22 protein-coding genes are annotated in these 22,502 nt (G+C 36.3%); 4 read left to right on the top strand and 18 right to left on the bottom strand.

Features of this window, described 5'->3' with window-relative positions:
• Positions 1-8: 8 nt before the first annotated feature.
• The 18 genes from ACPF63_RS06280 to ACPF63_RS06195 form a co-directional block, all read right to left on the bottom strand.
• A complete protein-coding gene (locus tag ACPF63_RS06280) occupies positions 9-392 on the bottom strand; it encodes a VOC family protein (protein ID WP_426482425.1) in 384 nt (127 codons plus the stop codon).
• Positions 389-895 (bottom strand): GNAT family N-acetyltransferase, encoded by a 507-nt coding sequence (locus tag ACPF63_RS06275; protein ID WP_077416365.1) that lies wholly within the window; start codon positions 893-895, stop codon positions 389-391. The genes ACPF63_RS06280 and ACPF63_RS06275 overlap by 4 nt, the downstream gene beginning before the upstream one ends.
• Positions 896-898: 3 nt before the next feature.
• Positions 899-1,324 (bottom strand): SRPBCC family protein, encoded by a 426-nt coding sequence (locus ACPF63_RS06270; protein WP_426482424.1) that lies wholly within the window; start codon positions 1,322-1,324, stop codon positions 899-901.
• Positions 1,325-1,524: 200 nt separating this feature from the next.
• Positions 1,525-3,135 (bottom strand): Na+/H+ antiporter, encoded by a 1,611-nt coding sequence (locus tag ACPF63_RS06265; protein WP_426482423.1) that lies wholly within the window; start codon positions 3,133-3,135, stop codon positions 1,525-1,527.
• Between the two features lie 89 nt (positions 3,136-3,224).
• A complete protein-coding gene (locus ACPF63_RS06260) occupies positions 3,225-4,229 on the bottom strand; it encodes a bestrophin family protein (RefSeq protein WP_426482422.1) in 1,005 nt (334 codons plus the stop codon).
• 76 nt (positions 4,230-4,305) lie between these two features.
• Positions 4,306-4,983, bottom strand: a complete 678-nt coding sequence (locus ACPF63_RS06255) for a DUF2490 domain-containing protein (RefSeq protein WP_052198744.1) — start codon at positions 4,981-4,983, stop codon at positions 4,306-4,308.
• A 129-nt stretch (positions 4,984-5,112) separates the two neighbouring features.
• The gene (locus ACPF63_RS06250; protein WP_426482421.1) at positions 5,113-5,505 is read right to left on the bottom strand and encodes a DUF1398 domain-containing protein; all 393 of its coding nucleotides are present in this window, start codon (positions 5,503-5,505) and stop codon (positions 5,113-5,115) included.
• Between the two features lie 169 nt (positions 5,506-5,674).
• Positions 5,675-6,124, bottom strand: coding sequence for a VOC family protein (locus ACPF63_RS06245; RefSeq protein WP_077416353.1), 450 nt, complete (start codon positions 6,122-6,124; stop codon positions 5,675-5,677).
• Between the two features lie 42 nt (positions 6,125-6,166).
• Positions 6,167-6,550 carry an SRPBCC family protein gene (locus ACPF63_RS06240; protein WP_426482420.1) on the bottom strand — a complete coding sequence of 128 codons (384 nt, stop codon included), beginning with the start codon at positions 6,548-6,550 and terminating at the stop codon, positions 6,167-6,169.
• A gap of 10 nt (positions 6,551-6,560) precedes the next feature.
• A complete protein-coding gene (locus ACPF63_RS06235; RefSeq protein ID WP_077416349.1) occupies positions 6,561-6,932 on the bottom strand; it encodes a VOC family protein in 372 nt (123 codons plus the stop codon).
• Entirely contained in the window at positions 6,929-7,333 is a 405-nt protein-coding gene (locus ACPF63_RS06230; protein ID WP_426482419.1) for a hypothetical protein, read from the bottom strand. The genes ACPF63_RS06235 and ACPF63_RS06230 overlap by 4 nt, the downstream gene beginning before the upstream one ends.
• 2 nt (positions 7,334-7,335) lie before the next feature.
• The gene (locus ACPF63_RS06225; protein ID WP_426482418.1) at positions 7,336-7,806 is read right to left on the bottom strand and encodes a hypothetical protein; all 471 of its coding nucleotides are present in this window, start codon (positions 7,804-7,806) and stop codon (positions 7,336-7,338) included.
• Positions 7,807-7,816: 10 nt separating this feature from the next.
• Positions 7,817-8,272, bottom strand: coding sequence for a DUF1569 domain-containing protein (locus ACPF63_RS06220; protein ID WP_426482417.1), 456 nt, complete (start codon positions 8,270-8,272; stop codon positions 7,817-7,819).
• Between the two features lie 448 nt (positions 8,273-8,720).
• On the bottom strand, positions 8,721-9,929 hold the full coding sequence (locus ACPF63_RS06215) for an ABC transporter permease (RefSeq protein ID WP_426482416.1): 1,209 nt from the start codon (positions 9,927-9,929) through the stop codon (positions 8,721-8,723).
• 66 nt (positions 9,930-9,995) lie between these two features.
• The gene (locus tag ACPF63_RS06210) at positions 9,996-10,952 is read right to left on the bottom strand and encodes an HlyD family secretion protein (protein ID WP_426482415.1); all 957 of its coding nucleotides are present in this window, start codon (positions 10,950-10,952) and stop codon (positions 9,996-9,998) included.
• Between the two features lie 11 nt (positions 10,953-10,963).
• Positions 10,964-12,382: a TolC family protein gene (locus ACPF63_RS06205; protein WP_426482414.1), complete on the bottom strand. Its 1,419-nt coding sequence runs from the start codon at positions 12,380-12,382 to the stop codon at positions 10,964-10,966.
• Positions 12,383-13,023: 641 nt separating this feature from the next.
• Positions 13,024-13,512 carry a serine protease inhibitor ecotin gene (gene eco / locus ACPF63_RS06200; RefSeq protein ID WP_077416337.1) on the bottom strand — a complete coding sequence of 163 codons (489 nt, stop codon included), beginning with the start codon at positions 13,510-13,512 and terminating at the stop codon, positions 13,024-13,026.
• A gap of 147 nt (positions 13,513-13,659) precedes the next feature.
• Entirely contained in the window at positions 13,660-19,566 is a 5,907-nt protein-coding gene (locus tag ACPF63_RS06195; protein ID WP_426482413.1) for an alpha-2-macroglobulin family protein, read from the bottom strand.
• Between the two features lie 18 nt (positions 19,567-19,584).
• Here ACPF63_RS06195 and ACPF63_RS06190 point away from each other — a divergent pair, with 18 nt between their 5' ends.
• The 4 genes from ACPF63_RS06190 to ACPF63_RS06175 are packed head-to-tail and all read left to right on the top strand — an operon-like array spanning position 19,585 to position 22,450.
• A complete protein-coding gene (locus ACPF63_RS06190; RefSeq protein ID WP_426482412.1) occupies positions 19,585-20,340 on the top strand; it encodes a hypothetical protein in 756 nt (251 codons plus the stop codon).
• Between the two features lie 3 nt (positions 20,341-20,343).
• Entirely contained in the window at positions 20,344-21,423 is a 1,080-nt protein-coding gene (gene recF, locus ACPF63_RS06185; protein ID WP_426482411.1) for a DNA replication/repair protein RecF, read from the top strand.
• A gap of 47 nt (positions 21,424-21,470) precedes the next feature.
• On the top strand, positions 21,471-22,160 hold the full coding sequence (locus tag ACPF63_RS06180) for a hypothetical protein (RefSeq protein WP_426482410.1): 690 nt from the start codon (positions 21,471-21,473) through the stop codon (positions 22,158-22,160).
• A complete protein-coding gene (locus tag ACPF63_RS06175) occupies positions 22,157-22,450 on the top strand; it encodes a hypothetical protein (protein ID WP_426482409.1) in 294 nt (97 codons plus the stop codon). The genes ACPF63_RS06180 and ACPF63_RS06175 overlap by 4 nt, the downstream gene beginning before the upstream one ends.
• The last annotated feature ends 52 nt before the right edge of the window (positions 22,451-22,502 follow it).

Here is a 22,502-nt window from a genome sequence, read left to right as displayed (position 1 = left end):
AGCAAATTTTATTCCGTATTGCCAATATTATCTATGGGTTCACCAAATTGCAGTATATAACCATTGTTATCATAGATCGCAAATTCTCTCATTCCCCACTCAAAAGATTCAATCTCATAGCAGACTTTGGCCTTTGTTTTAAGGTCTTCCCAAAGCTCATCCACCTTATTTACATTGAAATAAAAAGAGCCGGAAAAACCAATTGAAGTATTTTTTTCATGCTGGTTAGGCTGAGAAAGCATGAGGTATATTTCATCTTTACGAAGGGAAGCCCATTGCCAGTCATCATTTCTATCCATCAATATAAAACCGAGAACACGCATATAAAATCCTATGGTCTCATCAATATTTTCTGTCCAGAGAATAGGACGAAGTGCTGTAAACTGTGTCATGATTCCTGTAATTCAAAAGTATTTTTATGGATTTTCATATTCAGGGAAACCCAGGTTTCTGTATCAATCTTCGCTTCGCTTTTTACTTCAGGGTCAAAGGCAAACCCTACTTTCCGGTAACATTCAATAGCTCCGGTATTCCAGTCGTAAACATTCAGTTCTGCCGTTTCTTTATCAAAATGACTAAACCCATATTTCAGAAGTTCCTGCATTACTTTTTTACCATAGCCTTTTCCTCTGTTGTTCTCGTCCCAGATCAGAATTCTGCCCAGCAGGAATGTCTTTTCCTTTAAAAAAATCTGAGCGTGACCAATGGTAGTTTCTGTGTGATCCGCAATGGTAAACAAGGTTCTGTTTTCATCAGACAAATCGGTTTCCAGCTGTTCAGTAGTAAGTGGAAAACGATATGCGGGTCCGGCAAACTGAAGAAGCATTCTTTCATCTTCTATCTTTGAAATCAGCAAAGGTGCATCTTGAATCGTAAAAGGTTTTAATGTAATCATGGTCTATTTTTCTACATATTCTTTTAAGCTTTGTCCCAAAATAGTTTTCCAGCCTTCTGTAAAGTTTTCTCTTGAAAAACCATCTCCTAAATCTTTGAAGTTTTCAATATCATCGTGAGTCAGCTTTACTAAAGTCTGTCCGTCCTCGGGTTGCAATTCCCAGGTTACAATGGTCTTCAGTGCTGAAAAATCAGGATATGACCATGTATGTTTCAATTTCTGATCAGGTATTATTTCTAAAACTTCACCGTGATGATGGTATTTATTGGCTCCTCCCGGCTCATAGAAATTAAATTCCGCACCTGATTCCAATACAAAATCCTGGATATCAAAATACCAGGATTTCATTTCATTTTTATCGGTCAATGCTTTCCAGACTTTTTCTGCCGGAGCATTTATTTTATACTGAACAGTGATGGGTGTGCTCATATTATAGATTTAATATGTCTAAAATTAAACATTTTGTCTAAAATATTTAACCACAAAAGCCATAAAAGTTTTAACCTGAATTTGTTTAAAGTTAAATTTCAAATAAAGAAAAATACATTTAAGCTTTGAAAAATCTGAGATTCTTCATTTTGTGACTTTTTTATAACTCAAGCTTATCTTTTGTGGTTTCCTTTTAATGATCAATGTGAAAATCCGGTGATCTTTGCTTCATCAAAATCCAGCTGCATTTCAATGGCTCTCATCACATGGTCATCAAATATCTTTTCTCTTTTCATTCTGTGCAGTTCGTTTCTCTGCGCCTGAATAACCTGCCGCAAGACGTCTTTATTTTCATTGATTGCCGATACATAGTCTCCTGTAGAAGCCATACATTGGGCTTTGTCGGCCATCAGCATCATTTCATTTTCCAGCTTGTGTTTTTGATGACGTACCAGACTGTTTGTGACTGCCAGTTCAGAAAAATCATTATCCAGTTTGTGCAGTGCTGTTTCTTTCAGCTTGCGCATCAGAATCACTTCCTGCTTTTCTTCAGGTAATTCACTTCCGGCATCCTGAATATTCAATAATTTCAGGATCGGGCTCAGCAATAATCCTTGTCCTACCAGTGTAATCAATATGATAACGAAGGTTACAAATAAAATAATGTTCCGGTGTGGAAATGCATCTCCGTTTGGTAAAAAAGCAGGAATCGACAAGGCTGCAGCCAGTGAAACCACACCCCTCATTGCTGCAAAACTAATAATGAAAGGTTCTCTCCAATCCGGTTTCGGAACTTTTAATCTTAATTCTTTGGAACAAACTCTTGGGAAATACATCAATGCATAGCTGTAAATAATTCTTGTCCCGATGATAGCTCCCCCAATCACTACACTGTAGAAAATACCTTCTGAGATTGTATATTCTTTCATTCCTTCCACTACAATGGGAAGTTCAAGGCCAATCAGAATGAAAATAATTGTATTCATCAGGAATATCAATACACTCCACACGTTCCCGGACTGTATCCTTGAAGTGTGGCTCAGATAACAGTGTGAGTTATAAGACATCAGTAATCCTCCGGCCACTACTGCCAGTACTCCTGAAAAATGGAAATGCTCTGCTCCCACATACATAATGTACGGCACAATAAGGGTAATAATGGTATCTATATTGGAATTGGTAGGAATAATTCTGAGCAATGCTCCAAATAAAAAGCCGGTCGCCACTCCCACAGCAATTCCTCCAATAGCCATCGTAAAGAAATCCTGAACAGCATCTCTCCAGATAAACTGTCCTGAAATAACCGCTGCAAGGGCAAATTTAAATACAATTAAACTGGACGCATCATTGATAAGGCTCTCTCCTTCCAGGATATTGGTGATTTTTTTAGGAATTTTCATATGCTTCAGTACCGAAGTGGCCGCTACCGCATCTGGTGGAGAATTTACGCCTCCCAGCAAAAATCCCATTGCTAAAGTAAGTCCTGGAATAATGGAAGACGAAAGATAAGCCACAACGATGGATGTTAAAAATACCAATCCGAAAGCCATTGAAAATATTTGTTTTCTCCATTTATGAAAGTCCTGCCATGAAGTAAACCAAGCTGCTTCAAACAGAATAGGTGGCAGGAAAATAAGGAAAACAAGATCAGGTTCTATTTCTATACGCGGCATTCCCGGCACAAAGCTTATCAGCAATCCTGCAATCACAAGAAAAATCGGGTAAGCGACTTTTAATTTCTGGCCGATCATTACCAATATCATCACAGACAGCAGTACTGCAATGGATATTATAACATAGCTGTGAATCATTTTAAGTTGTTTTTTTTAATGTTACTTTTTGTTTTGATCAATACACTTTCTGCTTTTTACAGAGAATATCTAATCTTTTAATTTTCAAATTAGAGTACAATATTGTTCTTTGGAGTGATGGCTGGCGGAAGGTCAGATTCATCCAGCATATCTCTCATATCAATCTCTATGGTACGGCTGATCTGAGTGATTGGAACGTCATTGGGACTTCCTTCAAATGGGTTTACAGAAGCTTCTCCAACACTGTCTAAGGTATGAAAACACCATGTCACTAATAAAGAAAACGGAATATTAAACCATACTGTCCAGCCTTCTACTACTGTTCCGTCTCCTAATTTATCAAGCTCTTTCAGTAATCCGAAAGGCACAAAAACAATGAACAACAATAAAAGATAAGTCGTGATTGAAGAGAAGTTTCTGGGATACGGAAAGTTTTTAATTCTTTCTGCTTTTCCCTGATCGTCAGTAAACTTCACCAATTGCTGATTGATCTGCGTCCATTGAAAATCGTTGAGTTCTCCTTTTTCATAGGCTTCAGACAAGGCTTTACTCTGTTTTGCCATCAATTGTGTTGCTCTGTTCTTTTTGCTTAAAATATACTGAAGCTCCGGTTCGGACAGGTATTTTTTCAATTCCTCGTCCAGTTTGGAAAGTCTCTCTGGAATGTCATATTTTTTAGAATATTCATCATACTGCTCTGTCCCCATGTTTTCCCATGCTCTTGGTTCACGAAGCTGAAACCTCAATGCGGTAAGCCATGCATAATGACGGAGAAACATTTCTTTTACCTTACCTGCATCTTTGGAAAGCAGCGCATCTCTCAGAATATATCCAAAGCTGCGGCTGTCATTGATAATGGCTCCATAGATCTGTCTTGCCTCCCAGAGTCTGCTGTAGCTGGCATTGTTTTTAAATCCGACGATAAAAGCAACTGCAGTTCCCATGATAGCAATGGGCTGCCACGGAAGTGAGAGAAATTTCAATCCTAGGAAGTACAGAACTGTAGGAATAGCTGATAATACGATCAGAGCATAAATACTCCGTCTGGTCCAGATAATGAACTCACGGGCTCCAAATCTTTTTCCTGAATGCATAGGTGTTTATTTTTTGTGTTTATTATTTTTATTTTTCAAATAATGGCTTTCATCAAGCATTCAGCAGCGGTGATGATCAGTTTTTGGTAAATGGAATATTATTATAAAAACCAATCTGAATCTGTCCGCGGTTTCTGTTCTCCTGAATCTGGTTCATATAACCGGCTTCAATCCTCATGTTTTTATTAATCACATATCCTAAAGCGCCATAGACTCTGTTTCTGTCAAAAACCGGGCTGTTGAAATGCAGGAAAATCTCATTGTATACTGATGCATAAAGGGTTTTCGGCAACATCTCTTTTTGAGTAATCGGAATATTCACTCCCAGCATATAACGGAACCTCATCCTGAAATCATCTTCCAGAAAACGTTCTTCCAAACGGTAACGGTGCTGAAGATAAAAACGTCCAAATTTCTGCTTGGTAATATACTGCTGGAAAATTCTGTGCTCTATATTTTCTTTTTTCTCGCCGTTTACATACGGCTGGCTCAGAATAAAACCGTATCCCAATAAAACATTGTTATTATTTTCTGTAAGATCATATCCAATCCCGGTACGGATAAGTAACTGTTCCAGATCTCCAACTGCATCAAAATTACGGTATTGAATTTCATTATGCCAGTTCAGCTTCTTGCTGATCTTGTTATTTCCAAAATACATATACCATGCTCCCAGATCATTTTTTTGGGCAAATGTCAATATGGACCCCAAACCTAATACTGTGAATGCCAACTTCGTAAAAACCTTTCTCATGCTTACCAATTACTATTATCTATCGTTTTTAACAAAATTAATAATTTAAATCAATAATAGCAAATACTATTTCAAAACGATTTAAAGAAAGTTGGGTACCATAATTTGCATACGGTTTTCTCTAAAAGATTATCCTGGAACCTGTTCTGTCAGCACATCAGTTTCATTTTGGTCAAAATAAGTGCAGGTCATCGCATGAAGATCCATCTTCCAGCCTTTGACACCGTTTTCTGCACAGTCATTACAGAAAGTCATATAATCTGTTCCTCCCTGTTGGTGAAGTCTGAGTCTTAGTTTAAAATTTTCAAGATTTAGGTTTTCTGAAACAGTAAGCGGATGATACTTGCTTCCGGTCTGAACAGATTGGTTTTCGTGGTCAAAATATATTGTATTTCCATCTGAGACATAGGTTATATAATGAGAAACTCCTAACTTTTTTACAGCCTGAATATAAGCCGGGAAATCGGCTCCGCTTTTCACTTTCTGATGCTCTGTTTTAATGTCTTCAATTGTAAATTTCATCTTTTCTATTTTTTGTGTTAAGTATAAAATATTCTATCATTTTATGAGTCTGATATACTCCTTCCATCAAATTTAAAAATTTTTGGGATGCAAATATAATATCAAATAAAAAACCGGCAATTGCATTGCCGGTATGTTCTAACTATATTTCAAATACAAAATATTAATGTTATGGATGCTGCTGCATTTTAGCAGGATCATCATAGTTTACCATCCAGTTGATCCCGAATTTATCACTAAACATTCCGAAATAAGCTCCCCAGAAAGTATCTGCCATTGGCATTGTTACCTGTCCTCCTGCAGAAAGACCGCCGAATAATTTGTCTGCTTCTTCTTTAGATTCTGCATTTATAGAAATGGAGAAATTGTTTCCTGCTTTGAAATTGGAAGACCACTCTCCTCCTGTATCGCTTCCCATCAATATTGTTTCTTTAGAAATCGGAAGTGAAACGTGCATGATCTTGTCTTTGTCTTCCTCAGAAGTTTCTTTTCCTTCCATTGGAGGCATTTCTCCAAATGTTCCGATGTAAGGATATTCTCCTCCGAAAACAGATTTATAGAAATCGAATGCTTCTTTGCAATTTCCATTGAATGTAAGGTAGACGTTTACTGTTGCCATAATTGTTTTGTTTTTTTAAGTTTAGTTTTAATTTATATTTTATTAAGGCTTTTCAGATAAAGCTTTTAATCCTGAAAGCCCTTTCTGATAGTCTTTTCCAATAGCATCCTCCATATTTATAAATAGTTTCATCAAAGTAAACGGATAAGGAATCTGTGATGTAAATCCCCACGTTGCCTTGCTTCCGTTTCCTTCCGGAACTACTGTTACATAAGCGTTTGCTTCACTTTCATATGGAGTAAGAAATTTGATTTCCGTATCTATTCTTTTACCTGTCTCATCTACCTTTTTCAGTTCCTGACAACCCTTTCCAGCATTTTCATTTTTACTGTCCCAGCACACTTTTTCTCCGGGCTGCCCCGTTGTGCCCGTCCAGTCTTTTCTCATAGCAGGATCAAGGTCATTCCATGGGCTCCATTGATCCATTGCTTTTATATTATCTGTGCTGATCTATAAGAATCATATTTCCATCGGGATCTTTAAGGTAAATATGCTCAGGCCCTGAGGTTGTTTCATCGGCTTCTTTACCGATCTCAACTCCACTTTCTTTTAATCTTTTCTGAATTTCACGCACATCTTCAAAAGATTCAAGATTCTGTGCATTTTCGTCCCATCCCGGATTGAAAGTAAGCATATTTCCATCAAACATTGCCTGAAAAAGGCCTATCAAAGTAGAACCGTTTTTCATGATCAGGTAGTTACTTTCTGTAGCTCCTGCCATAGTTGTAAAGCCCAGTTTCTCATAAAAGTCTTTGGATTTCTGAAGATCTTTTACACTTAAGCTGATTGAAAATGCTCCTAGTTTCATATTTTTTTTGTTTTTAAAGCAAGTTTATGTCCTGCGAAAACCAATCCCCAAACAAGGATTCCTACAGTCCAGAACCAGATTGGAGTAGGTAAAGAGGTCATCATATAGATGGTTATCAGTAGAAAAATGATTCCACAGATTACAGCTGCTGTAGATTTTCCGTTATTTGAGATTTTTGAGGCTGTAAATCCGGAAACAACTGCTGCTAAGGCATATGCCAGAATGATAAAAAACAGAGCCATAAAAGGAGTATCATTAATATATACCTTCAGTGCCTCCATATCTCCGGCGACCGCTTCTGCCGGAGGAGGATACAGATAATGTCCTATTTTTTCTACGACTGTAATACAAATGGAGCCTACAAGAAGCCCCACCACTACAGCTAATATTCTTCTCAGCATGGTTACTGGTTTTTTAAATGGGTTTTAAACGCTATAGTTCCGTCATAGCTTTTCCAGTCTCCTATAAGCTCAATATATTGCTCTTCAATTTTTTCTGTTTTCTTATTCCACTTAAAATTGTAGACAAATCTTCCCTTAAAAAGTCCTGAATGTTTTCCTTTATTCTCTTCTGCCAGTTCATATTCCCCAAACACGGTTCCCTGCTTCCTGGAATCTTTATATTTTGAAATGGTAATCTTACCTTCAAATTTTGTGTAGTTGGTATCCACAAGGGAATATCCTGAAACAAAATACTCCTGGTCATTCTTTTTATTCTGTTCAGAAATATTGATCTTAAGTTTCAGTTCCTGGCCTTTGTTTCCGATAGTTCCCAGATAAGGTTTGCTGTTGTTCAGCCAGGTATTTGAAATATCCGGCATCTGGCCCAATACAAAATTGGCCGCCAGAAGGAAGAATAATAAAATTTTTTTCATGCTGTGTGTTTTAAACGCCAAATTGTGACAGATGGTGGTTCAGATGTTTAGCAAACATATTGTTCCACTCCTGAGCTTTTAATTTCCCGAAAGAAAAAGATTCTTTCCCATCAAAAGCGTCTGCCCCCAATTGCTGTGTCTTCTGGATAAAACCAATTAGTCTTGTTTTTTCTTCGTGAAAGTTTTTTCTGGTTGTCACCAAAAACTGTGGAGCCGTAGGAGAATCTCTTGGATATGCTTTCTCTCCTACTACTTTAGATTTCACAAAGGTTTTTAATATAAATTTTGCAATAGATCCCGGTTTTTTATGTTTTTCCGGCTCATAAACCATCTCATAGGTTATACAGCAGTGTGCCAGCATTTGGTCTACCGTCATTTTTCCCCATAAACCATGGGTGTCTTCTACCAATTTGTTTATCCTATCAATATAATTTTGAGCATCTTTTGCATCAAATACATTTTCCATATAATTTCTATTTTACTATGGACAAATATATCAGTTTTTTTGTTTGATTTTATCGTTGGTTGAAAAAAGGAAAGAAGAAATTATTGCAATTACTCATTAGAGGACTTACACAGTACTGAGCATTTGAAATACAAGACAAGAAACTGCTTACCAAATGATTATTGGTTATTAATTAACCTGAATTCCAATGAAGAAAATAATATGATTTTTTTAACGCAAGAGTCGCAAAATATTATTTTAGTTTAAAATAATTTTGTTCGCAATGGCATTACATTCAGCGAAAACTGTAATCAAGTCTTGCTAAACGGAGTGTCTTTGTGATCGGAAAATTAAAAGATATTCTTCAATATAACTTTGCAAACATTAAAGATAATATTGTATAAAATCATGACAAACAATCTTATTTCTAATTAAGGTTAATTGATATCGGCGATTAGTCCCTCTACGACTACTCAACATCCTCCGGAGAAGTGTTCTCAACTGCAATTTCCTGTGGTGCCGCTTTTCTGAAAATAAACCAAAGTTTGATCTTTAAAGCAATCCAGCCAATAATGGCGTATACCACTAAAAGGACACTTAAATGTTTCAGGTAAGGAAATGTAAGTTCTACGGATCCTTTTTGAATTAATAAGATTTTGAAAGCCTGCAAGAAAGGGGTTAATGGAATAATATTGGCGATGAACTGAACGAAAGCAGGCATCGCATTCAATGGCCATGTAAAACCACTGATAATGAAAGCCGGTGAGGCAATCACCATCAAAATCTGTGTTGCTTTCAATGCATCGGGAATCAGAATACTAATAAATACTCCCAAAAATGAAACTGATCCTACAAAGACCGCTGTCAGGAGAATAAAATTAAATATTCCTTCAGGCATCGGAACATGGAAAATCATGTGCATAAAGTAATAAATACCTACAATGAGAATAGAAAATACCCAGATAGGGATCACTTTTATCAGCATGGTTGGGAAGGCCCATTTTTTCATCTTGAGGTATTCTTTCACAAAAGATCCTCTTTCAAATTCGGCGGCAAAACTTACGGCCATAGCTAATAAGATCACCTGCTGCAATACTACTGCCAGCATTGCCGGCCACATAAAGATCAGGTAGTTTCCGGTAGTATTGAAAAGGGTAATATAATTGGCTTTGAAAGGCTCATATTGTGTTGCTGCCTTTGCTGCAGGCATTCCTGCCTTTTGAAGTCCTTTGATGGATGCTCCGGCAGAAAATGTTCCTATGGTCAGCTGAAGGGCTTTGGAGGCAAAATTTGCCGTTAAAACATTTCCTGTATTGATATAAACATTCAGTTCGGGATATTTTTTCTGAAGCATGTCTCCTTCAAATCTTGAGGGAATAATCACTACAGCGGCAGCTTCATGTCTGATCACCTCATCTTTGATGCTCAGAGGTTCCTGCAGGTATCTGATAATCCTGATGCTCTTATTATCATCCAGCATTTCCGTCAACTGGTTAGACAGCGGAGTATTATCCCTGTCGACCACCAATACGGGAGTATTTTCAACTTTTCCGCTTTTGTAGACAAACCCCAGCAAGGTTGCATAAAAAACCGGTGCCAAAAAGAACACGGTTCTTAAGGTAGAATTGCCGATAAAAAGTTTGAACTCACGTTTTAAAAGACGGAAAAATTCTTTCATCTGTAGATTTTTATATGTTAAAGAACAACATGAAATTCAATAGAAGTTTCATCCGTTCTTTTCAATTTATTTCAGGATTACATTAGCATTGACTAAAATACTTTTAGCCTTATTCATGTCTTTAGGTTTTACTTTGATCTCATAGATCGCATCCTGCAACTGATAATCAGGGTAAGCCGTTGTAATATCCGCATACTTTGTAAGCTGTTTGATGTATACAATGTTTCCTGTAAGATTTTCTTTATTATAAACGATCTGCATCGTAACCTCCTGCCCTTTTTTATATTTTGAAATAGCACTTTCCGGGATCGTAAATCTGAAATAGGTACTTTCCGGAATATATCCGTTAAACAAGGCAAAACCAGCTGTAGCCAGCTCTCCTGTGTTTAAACTGATGGTTTCTATTTCCATGTCGTTGGTGGCAATGATGTATCTTTCAGAATAGGCTACATTGGCTTCCTGCAAAGCTCCTTTGGCCTGTGATGCCTGTCCTGCTGCCATCTCTATTTTCTCAAAACGGGTTCCTCTGTTTACGTCATCCAGCTCTGCTACAACCGCATCATATTGTGCTTTTGCACCCTGCAGTTTTGCATAGATTTCGTCATGAGCCTGCGGAGACATTAAACTGTCACGGAACATATTGTTTGCTCTTTTGTAAGATTTCTGAGCAAATTCATATTGCTCTTTCAAACCTTTATATTTGGCCTGAAGCTGTCTCAACTGATCGGATGTCGCTCCATTTTTTGCCATTTGTTCCTGGGCTGAAGCAGCGTTTACTGCGCCCTGTGCCTGTGCTATTTTTGCAGACACTTCAGGTACATCTAACTGAGCCAAAGTATCTCCTTTTTTCACTGTTTGGCCTTCGGAAACGTATATTTTTAAGATCCTTCCGGTAACTTTTGGGGCAAAAGAGATTACATCCTTCTTGGTTTTTCCTTCAGGTTCTTTGATCTTTTCATTTTTTTTGTCACAGCTCCCCAGCAAAAACAGAGCAGCGAAGAGTATAGATATATTTTTATGCATCATTTAAATTTTTAAGGGATTAAATAAAATTTGGTGATATCCAGTTCCTGGGTAGATCTCATCAGTTCTATTCCCGCTCTTCTCTGGTTGAAAATGGCATTCTGATATTCAAGTTCAACAGCTTCAAGATCGTTTTCTGCATCAATAAGCTGAGAAGATTTGCTCATTCCGTACCTGAATTCTTTTTCTGCCTGTACGAGTGCATTTTTTGCCAGTTCTTTTTCTTTGGCTTTTAAGGTAATCTGAGCAGAAGCTATATCATAATTGGTTTGATTATTAGCCAGATTCAATGTCAGTTTTTTCAGCGCATCTTCTTTCTGGTTCTGTAATACTTCTTTTCCGACCTTAGCTGTTTCTTCAGCGTGTTTTCCTTCTTTACCATCAAAAATCTCCCACTTAAACCCTACTCCTGCTGTAATTAATGGAAATACGTTGATATTATTGGGTCTCCAGTCCAGTTTTTTTCCTTCATAACCAAGTAGTGGAACTGCCGGGATTACATTTTCTGAAGATTTGATCCTGTTTCCGTACAAGCCGATATAATATGCGGAAGCCATCAGCTGTACTTTAGGAATCATCCATGTTCTTTCAGCCTTTATTTTATAGTCTGCTGCACTTATCCCATGTTCCAGTGCACGGATTTCAGCTCTCTGCTCTATCCCTTTTTCTGCCGCAAGCAATTCTACAGGAGATAATACCGGATCAATCATTCTGAGCCTTTCTCTGCTGATTCCTGTTAAAATATAAAGCTGGGTAAGAAGCAGTTCTTTCTTCCCTTCATATTCTACCATTTTTGCATCTAAGGTGACCTGAGCTAGTTCGATTTTCTTATGGTCATAAGGAGTAATCAAACCGTAGCCAAGCGCTTTATCGGCAGTTTTTCTGTTGATATCTAGTCTTTTTTTGCTTTCATCCAGCACTTTTTTAGACTGATGAATCAAGGCTAGCTGATCATATGCTCTGGAAATACCGGCAATCACTTCATCTTTTGTTTTCTCCAGCAGAATATCTTCAGATTTCTTCTTTTCTTCAACCGCTTTTTTCATGTACTTTACCTTCCCTCCGGAATACAACAGCATTTTGGCATCTGCCTTGGCAATACCTGAAAATCCTGATACATTGAAATTATTGTTAAAAGCTCCTTCCGGAATATTGATAAAGGGAGCGAGATTGATTTCCGGTGACGTAAGTCTTGCTGTTCCGTTAAGATAGCCGGCTTTACCACTCAATTCCAGGGTAGGAAGAAAGAGGTCTTTCAGTTTGTGTTCGTCAAGATCGGTAAGTTTGTTTTGGGTAACCTGCATTTTGAGGTTCGAATCCCGAACCATAGCACTATCCAGAAGTTCTTTAAAATCCGGCGCAGACTGTGCCCAGCCAAAAGCGGGGAAAACAAAAAAACTAAACGTAAAAATCAATAAATTGTTTTTCATGGTTTATGTTTATAACAAATATAATGCAAAAAAAGATAAAATCCTTTAAGATAATTCTACAATATGGTGAATTTAAAGTAAGTTTAAAATGTGTTTAAATTTAACATCTTATAAAATAAAGTTTTGGGCGAATCGTTTAAATGTTAATTAAAAACTAAAAAACTTTGAAAAAAAATTTAACTCTACTTTTTTTACAATAATTCTAAAGTAATTTTATTAAGAAATAAAAGGGTTTTAAAGTACTCGACCGGAAAAACAAGCTTTAGTATTTTATTCTGAATTTTGAGATTTAGATTCCTGCGGAATGACAAACTTGGATGGGAGACACCGAAAATTACAATCTTTTCAATTAGCAAAATTTGCGAAAAACAATATTCAATAGGAACGGACTATCATCCTGAGCGGAGACGAAGGGAGTCCGTTTGATAAAAGATCAAATTCTATCGGCTTTAGCCAAAAAATATATTACAACGCTATGTCCGCAAATGCATTATGAATCGGTTTAAACTTGTTCGCAAAGGCGTTTCACTTAGTTAAGATAATGGGGAAAACATTGAATTAATTCTAAATTGATACTGTATAAAAACGAAAACTCCCCACATCGCTGTGAGGATTTTTCTGTATAATTATAATAAGCTGATTTATCTTTGAACTGCTTTTTTCATGCCAGCATCCGGACGTAAAATTCTGTAACGAACTTCAATATCTTTCGGTACATAAAATACCAATGGAAGTTTACTGTTGTATCTTACAGTTTCAGGCTTTAGGGTAACAAACTTTTTAGTCTGTTTCTGCCCTGGACATCCCATAAGAGTTCCTGCTGTTTCTCCTTTAGACTCTACTTCATAATAATTGTAGCCCCATCCCTGAAGATCCTGAGTTTTCATTTCTCCCATCAGGAAATAATTGTTACAATCTAACATTTTTTCAGCACCTACAAAAAGTTCAACTTTTAAATCGTTTTCGTTTTTTGCTACGGGAAGCTGAATATATACTTGTTTATATCCTTCTTTAGCTTTGGGGAACATTTCAATCTGTAGTTTTTCAAACTTTTCTGCTTTCTTTTGCGCGAAAGCATTTACTCCAGCCATCAATACCAATCCAGTAATTAAAGTTTTAGAAAATTTCATCTTTATAATTTTTTTAATTTCTACTAACCTAATTCCAAAAACCATTCCAGAATTAAACAATTGTTTGATTTTTCGATTTAATTCTATTTTTATTTGAAATCTTTAAACAAAAACTGCAGTAAAAAATTACTGCAGTTTTTTTATACATTATTCTGATATTGTCACATTACTTCCTTTTGTGTGAGCATTCATCTGTGGTGCATAGTAATTCTGCATGGTTGTAATTCCGTTGGAGAACTTCCCTGATGCATTGGAAACCACATCATATTCAAAAACATATTTTCCTTTTGGCATGTACTGAATATAGAAGTTGGTAGAAGCATCTTTGGTGGACTGGTAGTATCCAAGATTATTTTTCCACTGATATCCGGATAATACATCTACAGGTTCAAATCCTGCCGCACGCATATCTTTAATGTGGATAAACTCCATCGCTCTGTCTGTATTCAGAATCATTCTTACGGTTACTTTATCTCCTACTTTCAATGGGGTTTCTGCTGAGATTTTCTGAAGTTCTTCACCGTTTACGGTTTTCACTTTTTTATAGAGTTCTTTCGTTACGGAAATATAATTCTCAGAAGATTTGATTTTATCGAGATCTTCATAATACTGCCAGAACAATCCTCCCTGCACAATTCCTGGACCAGGTTTTGTAACGGTTACTGTCGCTAAGTTTTTGTCTACGGCTTCTGGTTTTAAAGTTGACTTCACATAACCCGTGGCTTGTGTCTGAGGAGCTAATTCTTTTCCTCCCCAAACGACAGCAGCTTTATCACTTTCTGCTCCTGTCCATGATTTTCCTGAATTTAAAATAGTAAAAATCACTTCTGCTGTCCCTCTTGAGCTTCCCCATGAGTTGACTTCCTTCTGAGTTACCAGCCAGATTTTCATATCTTCAATAAAGTTTTGATCATTAGATTTTAACTTGTTGAATGCTTCCAGTGCACCAGCATGGTTGACCACCTTTGAACCAAACCATCCCCAGTCATTAAGATTCTGCTTCCAGTAAACGCCTTGTGTTTTTGTATCCGTTGACGTTTCTTTAAGGTAAGTCATCAATTTATCAGATACATCTTTCAGACCATAATCATTCATTAACAATGCTGCACGGTGAAGTCCGAAGAATGTGAAATCTGTAATCTTAGCTGTTTTTGCTTTTTGTTTAACTAACGTTTTCAGAGTAGCACCTTTTCCTTTCAACGGATATTGTTTTTCCCAATAGTTTCTGGTATCAAGATAATCCATAGCCCAGTTATTCCAAACGTTCCCTTTTTTCACATCAAAATACTTGTTGACCTCATTGTCTACATACTGAACCAGTTTAGCTGTCATAGCATTCTGGTCGGCACTTTGATAGTCTTTTACATTTTCTTTTAACCAAGAGTTGATCTTTCCTAAGTTTTTAAGAATATACAATGAGGTACCGTAAGAACTTGGATAACCAGGATACCATGAGAATCCACCATCCGGATTTTGCAGTTTTTTGAACTCATCCCAATCCTGACTGATAGAATTTTTCATCGTATTGGCATCAAACAGTAATGCCAGTTTCTGCATTTGCTCCCCTTCATTTTTACTTTCCAGTACCCAAGGTGTTTCTTCCAGCAACAGTTGTTTCAGCTCCTGATTTTTTTCAAGATTTGAATTTAATAATCCTTTATTCTGATATTCTTCAAAAACCGTTTTCATTTTCGGATTAGCTTTGAATATTTCTGAAGCCAGCACATCTGCGAACCATTTATTGAAGATCACATCTGCTGAATTATTCTGATCATTTTTCAGACTTGGAAGGGCAAACATGATCTCCCAGATCGGATTGGTTGTCAGTTCTAACGTATTGGAAACATTAGAAGCTGTTGTGGATGTATTATTTTTAAGATTGTCCAACACAAATGTTTTGGTTTCTCCTTCTTTCACAAAAACAGGAACAGCATCTGTCACCAGCATTCTGTTTGGTAACACTGCAATCGCCTGCTGCTCACCATCAGAATACTGACCAGCTTTAGCAACCACTTTAAAAATAACAGAGGAAACATTTTCCGAAACCTTTAATTTCCATGTTAATGCACTGCTTCCATTTTCATTTAAACTAAAGTTTTGTACTCCTGAATTTATTCCAAATTTTGAAGAAATATTTTCATTGGTAAAGGCATCCAGAATTTGTAACTCTGCAGAACCGTTTAGTTTTTTATCTGTAAGGTTAGATAACTTCGACTGCAGATTCAGCTCATCTCCTTCTCTCAGGAATCTTGGATAATTTGGAGTTACTGAGAATTCTTTCTGTGTTACCACTTCTTTTTCCAATGTGGCTGCTCTTGCATCTTTTGTGTGGGCAAGGAACATCAGTTTCCATTTTGTCAATGCTTCCGGAGAAGTGAATTCAAAACTTACGTTTCCTTCGGCATCTGTTTTAAGATCCGGATAGAAGAATGCTGTTTCGTTCAGGTTTTGGCGAACGGCCACTTTATCCAGTGCTTTTTCTTGATCATCTTTATCTAAAACACCATCTGCATTAGATGCCATTGCGTCTACCGCTTCGTTCATTACAACTTCTTTTGCTACGGATGCTCTGGCAGTTTTAAATTTTGCGCCAGCAATTGGTGATGGCGGCGGTGCATAAGCCGGGGATTTAACTCCTTCCTGAATTACAACTCCTGCAACATTCCCCTGTAATGAATATAAAAAGTCACCATCAAACCAGTTAAACTGTGGAACCTGTACATATTTGTCTTCAAAATATCTCAGTCTTTTCTGATAGTTCTGCTGTTGCAGATAATTGTTGATTCCGTAAGAAGTAACAATCACAAATGGCGTGTACAATTTTCTCCAACTAAAGCTGTTTGCGGCAAACTGATCCAGAGACATATCGTACATATTGGCCAAGACCTCAGCATTAATCTTTTCTTTATCGTTTCCGGTTACTTTTACCGTCCATTTTTCCTTAGAGTTCGGTTCTAGTTTATCTCTGAAGGTTACTGTTTCAATTTTTAAAGGTTTTTCAGTGTCTTTTATATTTAAAGCTGCAGATTCTGTTTTCACATCATTAAATGCAACCAGTTGGAACTGCAGATTCAGTGTGGACACACTTTTGTCTTTAGGAATTTCAACGGTATATTCCAATATTCCTTTTTTAATCTGATGAACTTCTGAAACCGTTTTCCCGGATCCATCCTGTACAAAAACATTCACTAATGCATCAGGAATTGCTGAGAACACATACACTTTAGCTTTTTCTCCTCTTGACAATTCTTCCTTCGGAGCAATCACCGTAAGGAAAGTTTTTTGAGCCGGTTTTAAAGAGGCTTTATCCCAAACACTGAAATTCTGAGCTTTTTTTATAGTATCTTTCCCTTCGATATTGAAAAGTTCCAGCTGGTAATCTCCTGCTTCAAGCTTTCCTAAATCAAGATTCGTTGAAAACTGCGCATTGTCAGCAGATGGCTGCTGCTGTCTTTCTACCAGTACTTTTTCTGTTTTCCAATTCTTGATCTCATCATTTTTATCAAAAAGATCGTGTGGGAATTTGCTGATAAACTCTTCTTTTGAATATTTCGGCAGATTCTGAACATCAGATTTAAAATTATCTCTAAAAATTCTGTCTGGAGCAATCAATTTCGACAGCTTAACCTGATATGGTTTTTTAAGATTCTGATCATTATAATTCTTGGTTTCTACCTTTACTTTTACATTTTCATCTGCAAAAGTATTGTTGATATTTTCTGCCTGAATATAATGAGAGACCGAAGCTACTTTCAATTGCGTATTGGCGGTCTGTGTTTCCCCATTGATGTCTGTAACAGAAGCATTGATGGCATAGTTATCAATTTGTATCCCCTCCAGTTTTTCATCTTTTTTAAGCTCTAAACGAATCGTAAACTCACCTTTTTCATTGGTCTTTGCCTCACCCAGAATTGAGTTTTCATTATCATTGTCCTGTGGATACCAGCTGAAATATCTCCATCTGATATTATGCTTTTTGATTTCATAATTTACTGTAGAATTATTCAGCGGAACACCGGAGAACATGACTGCTTTTCCATTCAGTTCTATAGTCTGTCCGTATTTGTATTCATCCTTTACCGGATCAAAGGTGACTTCAAATTTTGGTCTTTTGTATTCTTCTACTCTGAAATTTTTATATCCCTGGCTTTCACCGTCTATTCTCAGATAAAAATTACCGTTCAGTTTTCCTTTAGGAAGAATGAAGCTTCCGTGGTAAGAACCAAACTCATTGGTAGTAAATTCCTGGGAAGAAACCTCTTCGCTATTGGTATTAAATAAGGTAATTTTTTGTTTTAATCCTGAAAGAACAGATTCAACTTCTTTATTGATTCTGGTATTAATCACCTTGAAATAAACAGTCTGTCCAGGACGGTAAATCCCTCTGTCTATGAAAATCTGGGCAGTTGAACGGGTTTCTTTGTTAGGATTATAATCGTCAGCATTTCCTCTGTTTCCATAGACCTGCATGATCTGGAAATCATTGGTCTTAGGCTGTTGGATCAGGAAAGTTCTGTAATAGTCTTTGTTTTCAGAAGAAGGGAACTTAAATACTCCGCTTGCATTCGTTGTTCCTTCAATTTTAGTTAACGTTTTATTGGAAACAAATTCATAAAATTTAAGACCTTCATTTGTTAGAGGTTTCCCATTTTCACTGTTAACCAATTTCAATTCATCTGCAAGAGGTTTTCTGTCTGTTTTAGACTGGTAGATGATCTTGTTTCCGGATACCAGAAAGTAAAAATTCTGTCTGGAGTCTGAGTCTTTCATGTCGGCTCCGGCAACCGTAAATTCTGCTACATATACTCCTGAAGGAAGCGGTTTCACTTCCAGTGAAGTTCTATGATTCTGATAATCCTTAGGATCAGGAAGCTGGAATGTTTCTTTCCTTACCAGATTCTTCTTTAATTTTCCGAAAGTATCAGAATAAGAATTCTGAACGTATTGGAGTAGTGATGTAAAATCATCTTTTACTTCATAAATATTCAGGGTAAATTCTGATACATTCTGATATTGTGCAACAAAATGAATCGGCAGGTTATTCTGAGTCTGGGCTTCATATTTTAGAGTAAGATATGGATTTACAATCTGAGCTTCCTTGCTTTTGATATTCTCAATAAATGGAGATTTCGGATATTCATTTTTTGCCTGGGCAGCCAACGCAATAGCTTCTTTAGGTTTCTTCTTGCCCACAAGTTCATCCATGATTTCTCCCATGATTACCACTTTATAATCTCCTTCTACATTATATTTTAAAAGATTCTGAAGCTGTTCAAGTTTATCTTCGCAGTGATTGAAATTACAATTCTCTGTAATCTTTTCTTTCATGAAATACAGCTTTGCATTTCCTGTATTCTGAGCAATCAGCTCATCATAAATCGCATTGATCGTTGTACGGTTTGCTGTCAGTTCATTTTTTGTGAAAATATTGTTTTCAGATAAAAACTCTACTTTCTTTATTGCATACCAATCAGACAATGTTGGAAAATAGGCTGTATCACCCGTTCCGGAAAATATATTCTTATACTTTTCCAGAGAAATCTTTTTCATTTCAGGCTTTTCCTGATCAAGTTCCTGAAAGCTTTTTGTCAAATAATTTTTAAAATCAAGCTTACTCCAGGTCTCAATTTGTGAAACATCCTGAGAATTGATATTGGTTCTTCCGTTTATTTTCCATGAGTTCTGGTTGTAATAATCCATGAAAAAACCATTCAGTAAAACTTTGTATACCAATTTACCTTCCCCGCTCATCTTGCCTTCTGCATCTTTAAGCTTTTTAAAAAATTGGGAAGCGGAATCGTTCTGGTCATCATCCACCGTTTGGTTTACAATACTGAACTCCGCTTTCAGAGAACGGATCAGTTCAAAGGCATTATTTTCTTTCATCGCTTGTTTTTGTATGTCTAAAATAATGGGAAGATTAGATTTATAAGCTCCTTTCGTACTGTTTTCAGCAATTTTTTTCCATTGGGTATCGTAATATTTTTGTGCGGATACCGTTGAAAAGCTTAGCATTACAAGCAAAAGCATAAAAATCTTGGAAAATCTTTTCATATATATTAATTTTGATAAATGAACATTTTAAAAATACTGAAAAAAACTGTCATAGACAGCCAACTTTATGTCTCTCTTATGGGAACTCTTTTTGCAGTATTTTTCATGAAAGAGCAAAACACATTCCGTTTCCCTACCTTTGCATTAATTTTCATCACTTATTTCAGTGGTTATCTGTATACTAAATACCAATACACCAAACATTTTTTTAAAATAGTAATTGTAAATGCAATAGCCGGAGTCACATGTGCTTTTTTAATCATTCACAATCATAATGAAATAAGACTTCTGAAATGGTTTATTATTGTCGTTCTTGGATTGCTTTACAACAGTTTTTTTCTCGATGTTTATATCCGGAGAATCCCTCTGCTTAAAGTTTTCTATGTAGGACTGGTGTGGGCACTGGTGAATTGCTGGCTTACCCTTCCGGAATTCAACATTCCCATTTTCCTGATCAGCTTTTTCTTTATCACTGCTCTTGTGCTTCCTTTTGATATCCGGGACATGAATAGTGACACCGTAAAGACCTTTCCTATGCTGATAGGTGTAGAAAACACCAAATACATTGCCTACGCACTTGTTTTCATCAGCAGCATACTCTCAATTTTCTACCTTGAATTAGAATATGCTCTTGCTTTTTTTATGACAAGCATCGTAACTTATATTCTTATCTATTTCTCTGATAATAAAAGAGATGACGCTTATTACTCATTCGGGGTGGAAACTTGTTCGGCACTTCCTTTTTTATTTTTACTAATAATGGAGTATTTTTGACGAATGATTATCAAGAAGCTTTCCCTCTACAATTTCAAAAACCACTCTGAGAAAAAATTTGAATTTTCACCACAAATCAACTGTTTTGTAGGAAATAACGGTGTGGGAAAGACCAATATTCTGGATGCTCTGCATTATTTATCCGTAGGAAAAAGTTTCCTGGGAAATACAGATGCCAATAATATTAAAAGAGAGGAAGATTTCTTTACTCTTGATGCTGAAATTCAGAATGAAGACAGCGAAGATATCATCAGAATCACTCAGCCTAAGGAAGCTAAAAAGGTCATCAAAAAGAATGATAAGAGCTATGACAGGCTTGCGGATCATATCGGCTACCTTCCGAGTGTTATGATTTCACCTTATGATTCCAATCTTATTTCGGATTCCGGGGAAAGCAGGCGTAAGTTTCTGGATTCTATGATTTCTCAGACGGATTCAGAGTATCTTTTTGACCTTATCCAATATCAGAAGACCATTCAACAGCGAAATGCTTTGCTGAAATATTTCGCCAAAAACAGAACTTGGGACAAGGATTCGCTGGAAATTTATGATGACCCTATTACCCGATTCGGGACTAAAATTTTTAAGAAAAGAAAGGAATTTGTAGAACAGCTCAATCCAATTGTTCAGAATTTCTATCAGATTATTTCCGGTGGGAAAGAAACTGTATCTGTTATTTATGAATCTCATTTGCTGGAAAATTCTTTTGAAAATCTTTTAAAAGAAAGCATCGAAAGAGACCGTATGCTCACCTATACTTCAAAAGGAATTCATAAGGATGATCTTCTTTTTGAAATGGATCATGTTCTGATCAAGAAGATTGGATCGCAAGGACAGCAAAAATCTTTCCTGATTTCTTTAAAACTGGCTCAGATGAGTCTTGTGAAAGAACTCACAAAAAAGACGCCTATCCTATTGCTTGACGATATTTTTGATAAACTTGATGATACCAGAGTTTCACAGTTGATTGAACTTGTTAATCGTGAAAGTTTCGGACAGATCTTCATTACCGACACCCATAGGGAAAGAACTGAAAGTGTGGTAAAGAAAATCAACGAAGAAAGTATTATTTTTGAAGTGTAATTCGGGATACGGGGTGCGAGTTCCGAGACGCGTTTGAAATTTGAGATATGACAGCAAAAATCCTCATCTTTTTATTTTCAGGGCTTTTTCTATTTTCTTACGGGCAGAAGAAAAAGAAAAAACATGTAGATCTACTAGCGGAGTATCACTCTTTTAAAGACGGCGAGCTTAGAAAGGACTTCAGCCCTACACCTCTCAATAAGAGAATAGCTGCATTTCCTTTTAGTAAAGCAACTAAGGTAAAGATCATTTCTTATAATCTGAATTTAAAAAGAAGCACTGCCAATTCTTATGTACCTCCCCCGCCACCGTCAAAAACGAAGGAAGACTCCATTAGACTTGCAAAATATTATGATAGTATTAAAAAAAATACAAAGTTTGAATTAAGAGAAGCTATTGAACAATCTATCTTTGCAGGTATTCAGGAATCCAGAACTTTAACATTGTCTGAGATTTCTGAGCTCACCGATGTAATCTACAATACCTGTGATAAGTATTATTTTAAATCAGTTTCCTCCAGTGGTTGTTTCTTTCCAAGAAATGCAATATTATTCTATGATGAAGATGATAAAATTTTTGCTTATTTCGAAATTTGTTTTGAATGCTCAGGAATTGAATCTTCGCCCAGAAATATTCTAGATCCTTTCAAAACTTGTGAGTATCTTTATCCAGATTTGCAAAAGTTTTTTAAAAGTAAGGGGCTAACAACTGAATATGAAGAGAAAAAAATAGTATGAAGAAGAAAAAACGTGAATATCAATCCTCCGAACTGGTAAAATCTTTTGCCAGAATCTACGGTTTTGAACATAAACTTATTGCATTTGACATTAAAGATTTCCTTGAAGAGTATCTTGATGAAAGCCTTTTTAATGAAATTAGAAGTGTCAATATAGAAAATAAATGTGTTATTATTAAAATTGATTCTCCTTTACTGAAACATGATTTTAAAATGCGTAAAAACTTTTACCTGAAAAAGTTCCAGGATAAATTTGGGACAGAAAAATTTAATGACCTTCAGATTTTATAAGGACAAAAGATATTCTATAGAAAAATGCTACCTGAGGGTAGCATTTTTTATT

It is taken from the genome of Chryseobacterium sp. R2ACT005, from assembly GCF_049949215.1.
GTDB lineage: Bacteria > Bacteroidota > Bacteroidia > Flavobacteriales > Weeksellaceae > Chryseobacterium.
The sequence above is the reverse complement of the archived record's forward strand: the minus strand, read 5'-3'. Positions and strand labels throughout refer to the sequence as shown.

Coding starts and splice junctions, on each gene's coding strand:
- ACPF63_RS06280 (WP_426482425.1), bottom strand. CDS start 392: ATGACACAGTTTACAGCACTTCGTCCTATTCTCTGGACAGAAAATATT.
- ACPF63_RS06275 (WP_077416365.1), bottom strand. CDS start 895: ATGATTACATTAAAACCTTTTACGATTCAAGATGCACCTTTGCTGATT.
- ACPF63_RS06270 (WP_426482424.1), bottom strand. CDS start 1,324: ATGAGCACACCCATCACTGTTCAGTATAAAATAAATGCTCCGGCAGAA.
- ACPF63_RS06265 (WP_426482423.1), bottom strand. CDS start 3,135: ATGATTCACAGCTATGTTATAATATCCATTGCAGTACTGCTGTCTGTG.
- ACPF63_RS06260 (WP_426482422.1), bottom strand. CDS start 4,229: ATGCATTCAGGAAAAAGATTTGGAGCCCGTGAGTTCATTATCTGGACC.
- ACPF63_RS06255 (WP_052198744.1), bottom strand. CDS start 4,983: ATGAGAAAGGTTTTTACGAAGTTGGCATTCACAGTATTAGGTTTGGGG.
- ACPF63_RS06250 (WP_426482421.1), bottom strand. CDS start 5,505: ATGAAATTTACAATTGAAGACATTAAAACAGAGCATCAGAAAGTGAAA.
- ACPF63_RS06245 (WP_077416353.1), bottom strand. CDS start 6,124: ATGGCAACAGTAAACGTCTACCTTACATTCAATGGAAATTGCAAAGAA.
- ACPF63_RS06240 (WP_426482420.1), bottom strand. CDS start 6,550: ATGGATCAATGGAGCCCATGGAATGACCTTGATCCTGCTATGAGAAAA.
- ACPF63_RS06235 (WP_077416349.1), bottom strand. CDS start 6,932: ATGAAACTAGGAGCATTTTCAATCAGCTTAAGTGTAAAAGATCTTCAG.
- ACPF63_RS06230 (WP_426482419.1), bottom strand. CDS start 7,333: ATGCTGAGAAGAATATTAGCTGTAGTGGTGGGGCTTCTTGTAGGCTCC.
- ACPF63_RS06225 (WP_426482418.1), bottom strand. CDS start 7,806: ATGAAAAAAATTTTATTATTCTTCCTTCTGGCGGCCAATTTTGTATTG.
- ACPF63_RS06220 (WP_426482417.1), bottom strand. CDS start 8,272: ATGGAAAATGTATTTGATGCAAAAGATGCTCAAAATTATATTGATAGG.
- ACPF63_RS06215 (WP_426482416.1), bottom strand. CDS start 9,929: ATGAAAGAATTTTTCCGTCTTTTAAAACGTGAGTTCAAACTTTTTATC.
- ACPF63_RS06210 (WP_426482415.1), bottom strand. CDS start 10,952: ATGCATAAAAATATATCTATACTCTTCGCTGCTCTGTTTTTGCTGGGG.
- ACPF63_RS06205 (WP_426482414.1), bottom strand. CDS start 12,382: ATGAAAAACAATTTATTGATTTTTACGTTTAGTTTTTTTGTTTTCCCC.
- eco (WP_077416337.1), bottom strand. CDS start 13,512: ATGAAATTTTCTAAAACTTTAATTACTGGATTGGTATTGATGGCTGGA.
- ACPF63_RS06195 (WP_426482413.1), bottom strand. CDS start 19,566: ATGAAAAGATTTTCCAAGATTTTTATGCTTTTGCTTGTAATGCTAAGC.
- ACPF63_RS06190 (WP_426482412.1), top strand. CDS start 19,585: ATGAACATTTTAAAAATACTGAAAAAAACTGTCATAGACAGCCAACTT.
- recF (WP_426482411.1), top strand. CDS start 20,344: ATGATTATCAAGAAGCTTTCCCTCTACAATTTCAAAAACCACTCTGAG.
- ACPF63_RS06180 (WP_426482410.1), top strand. CDS start 21,471: ATGACAGCAAAAATCCTCATCTTTTTATTTTCAGGGCTTTTTCTATTT.
- ACPF63_RS06175 (WP_426482409.1), top strand. CDS start 22,157: ATGAAGAAGAAAAAACGTGAATATCAATCCTCCGAACTGGTAAAATCT.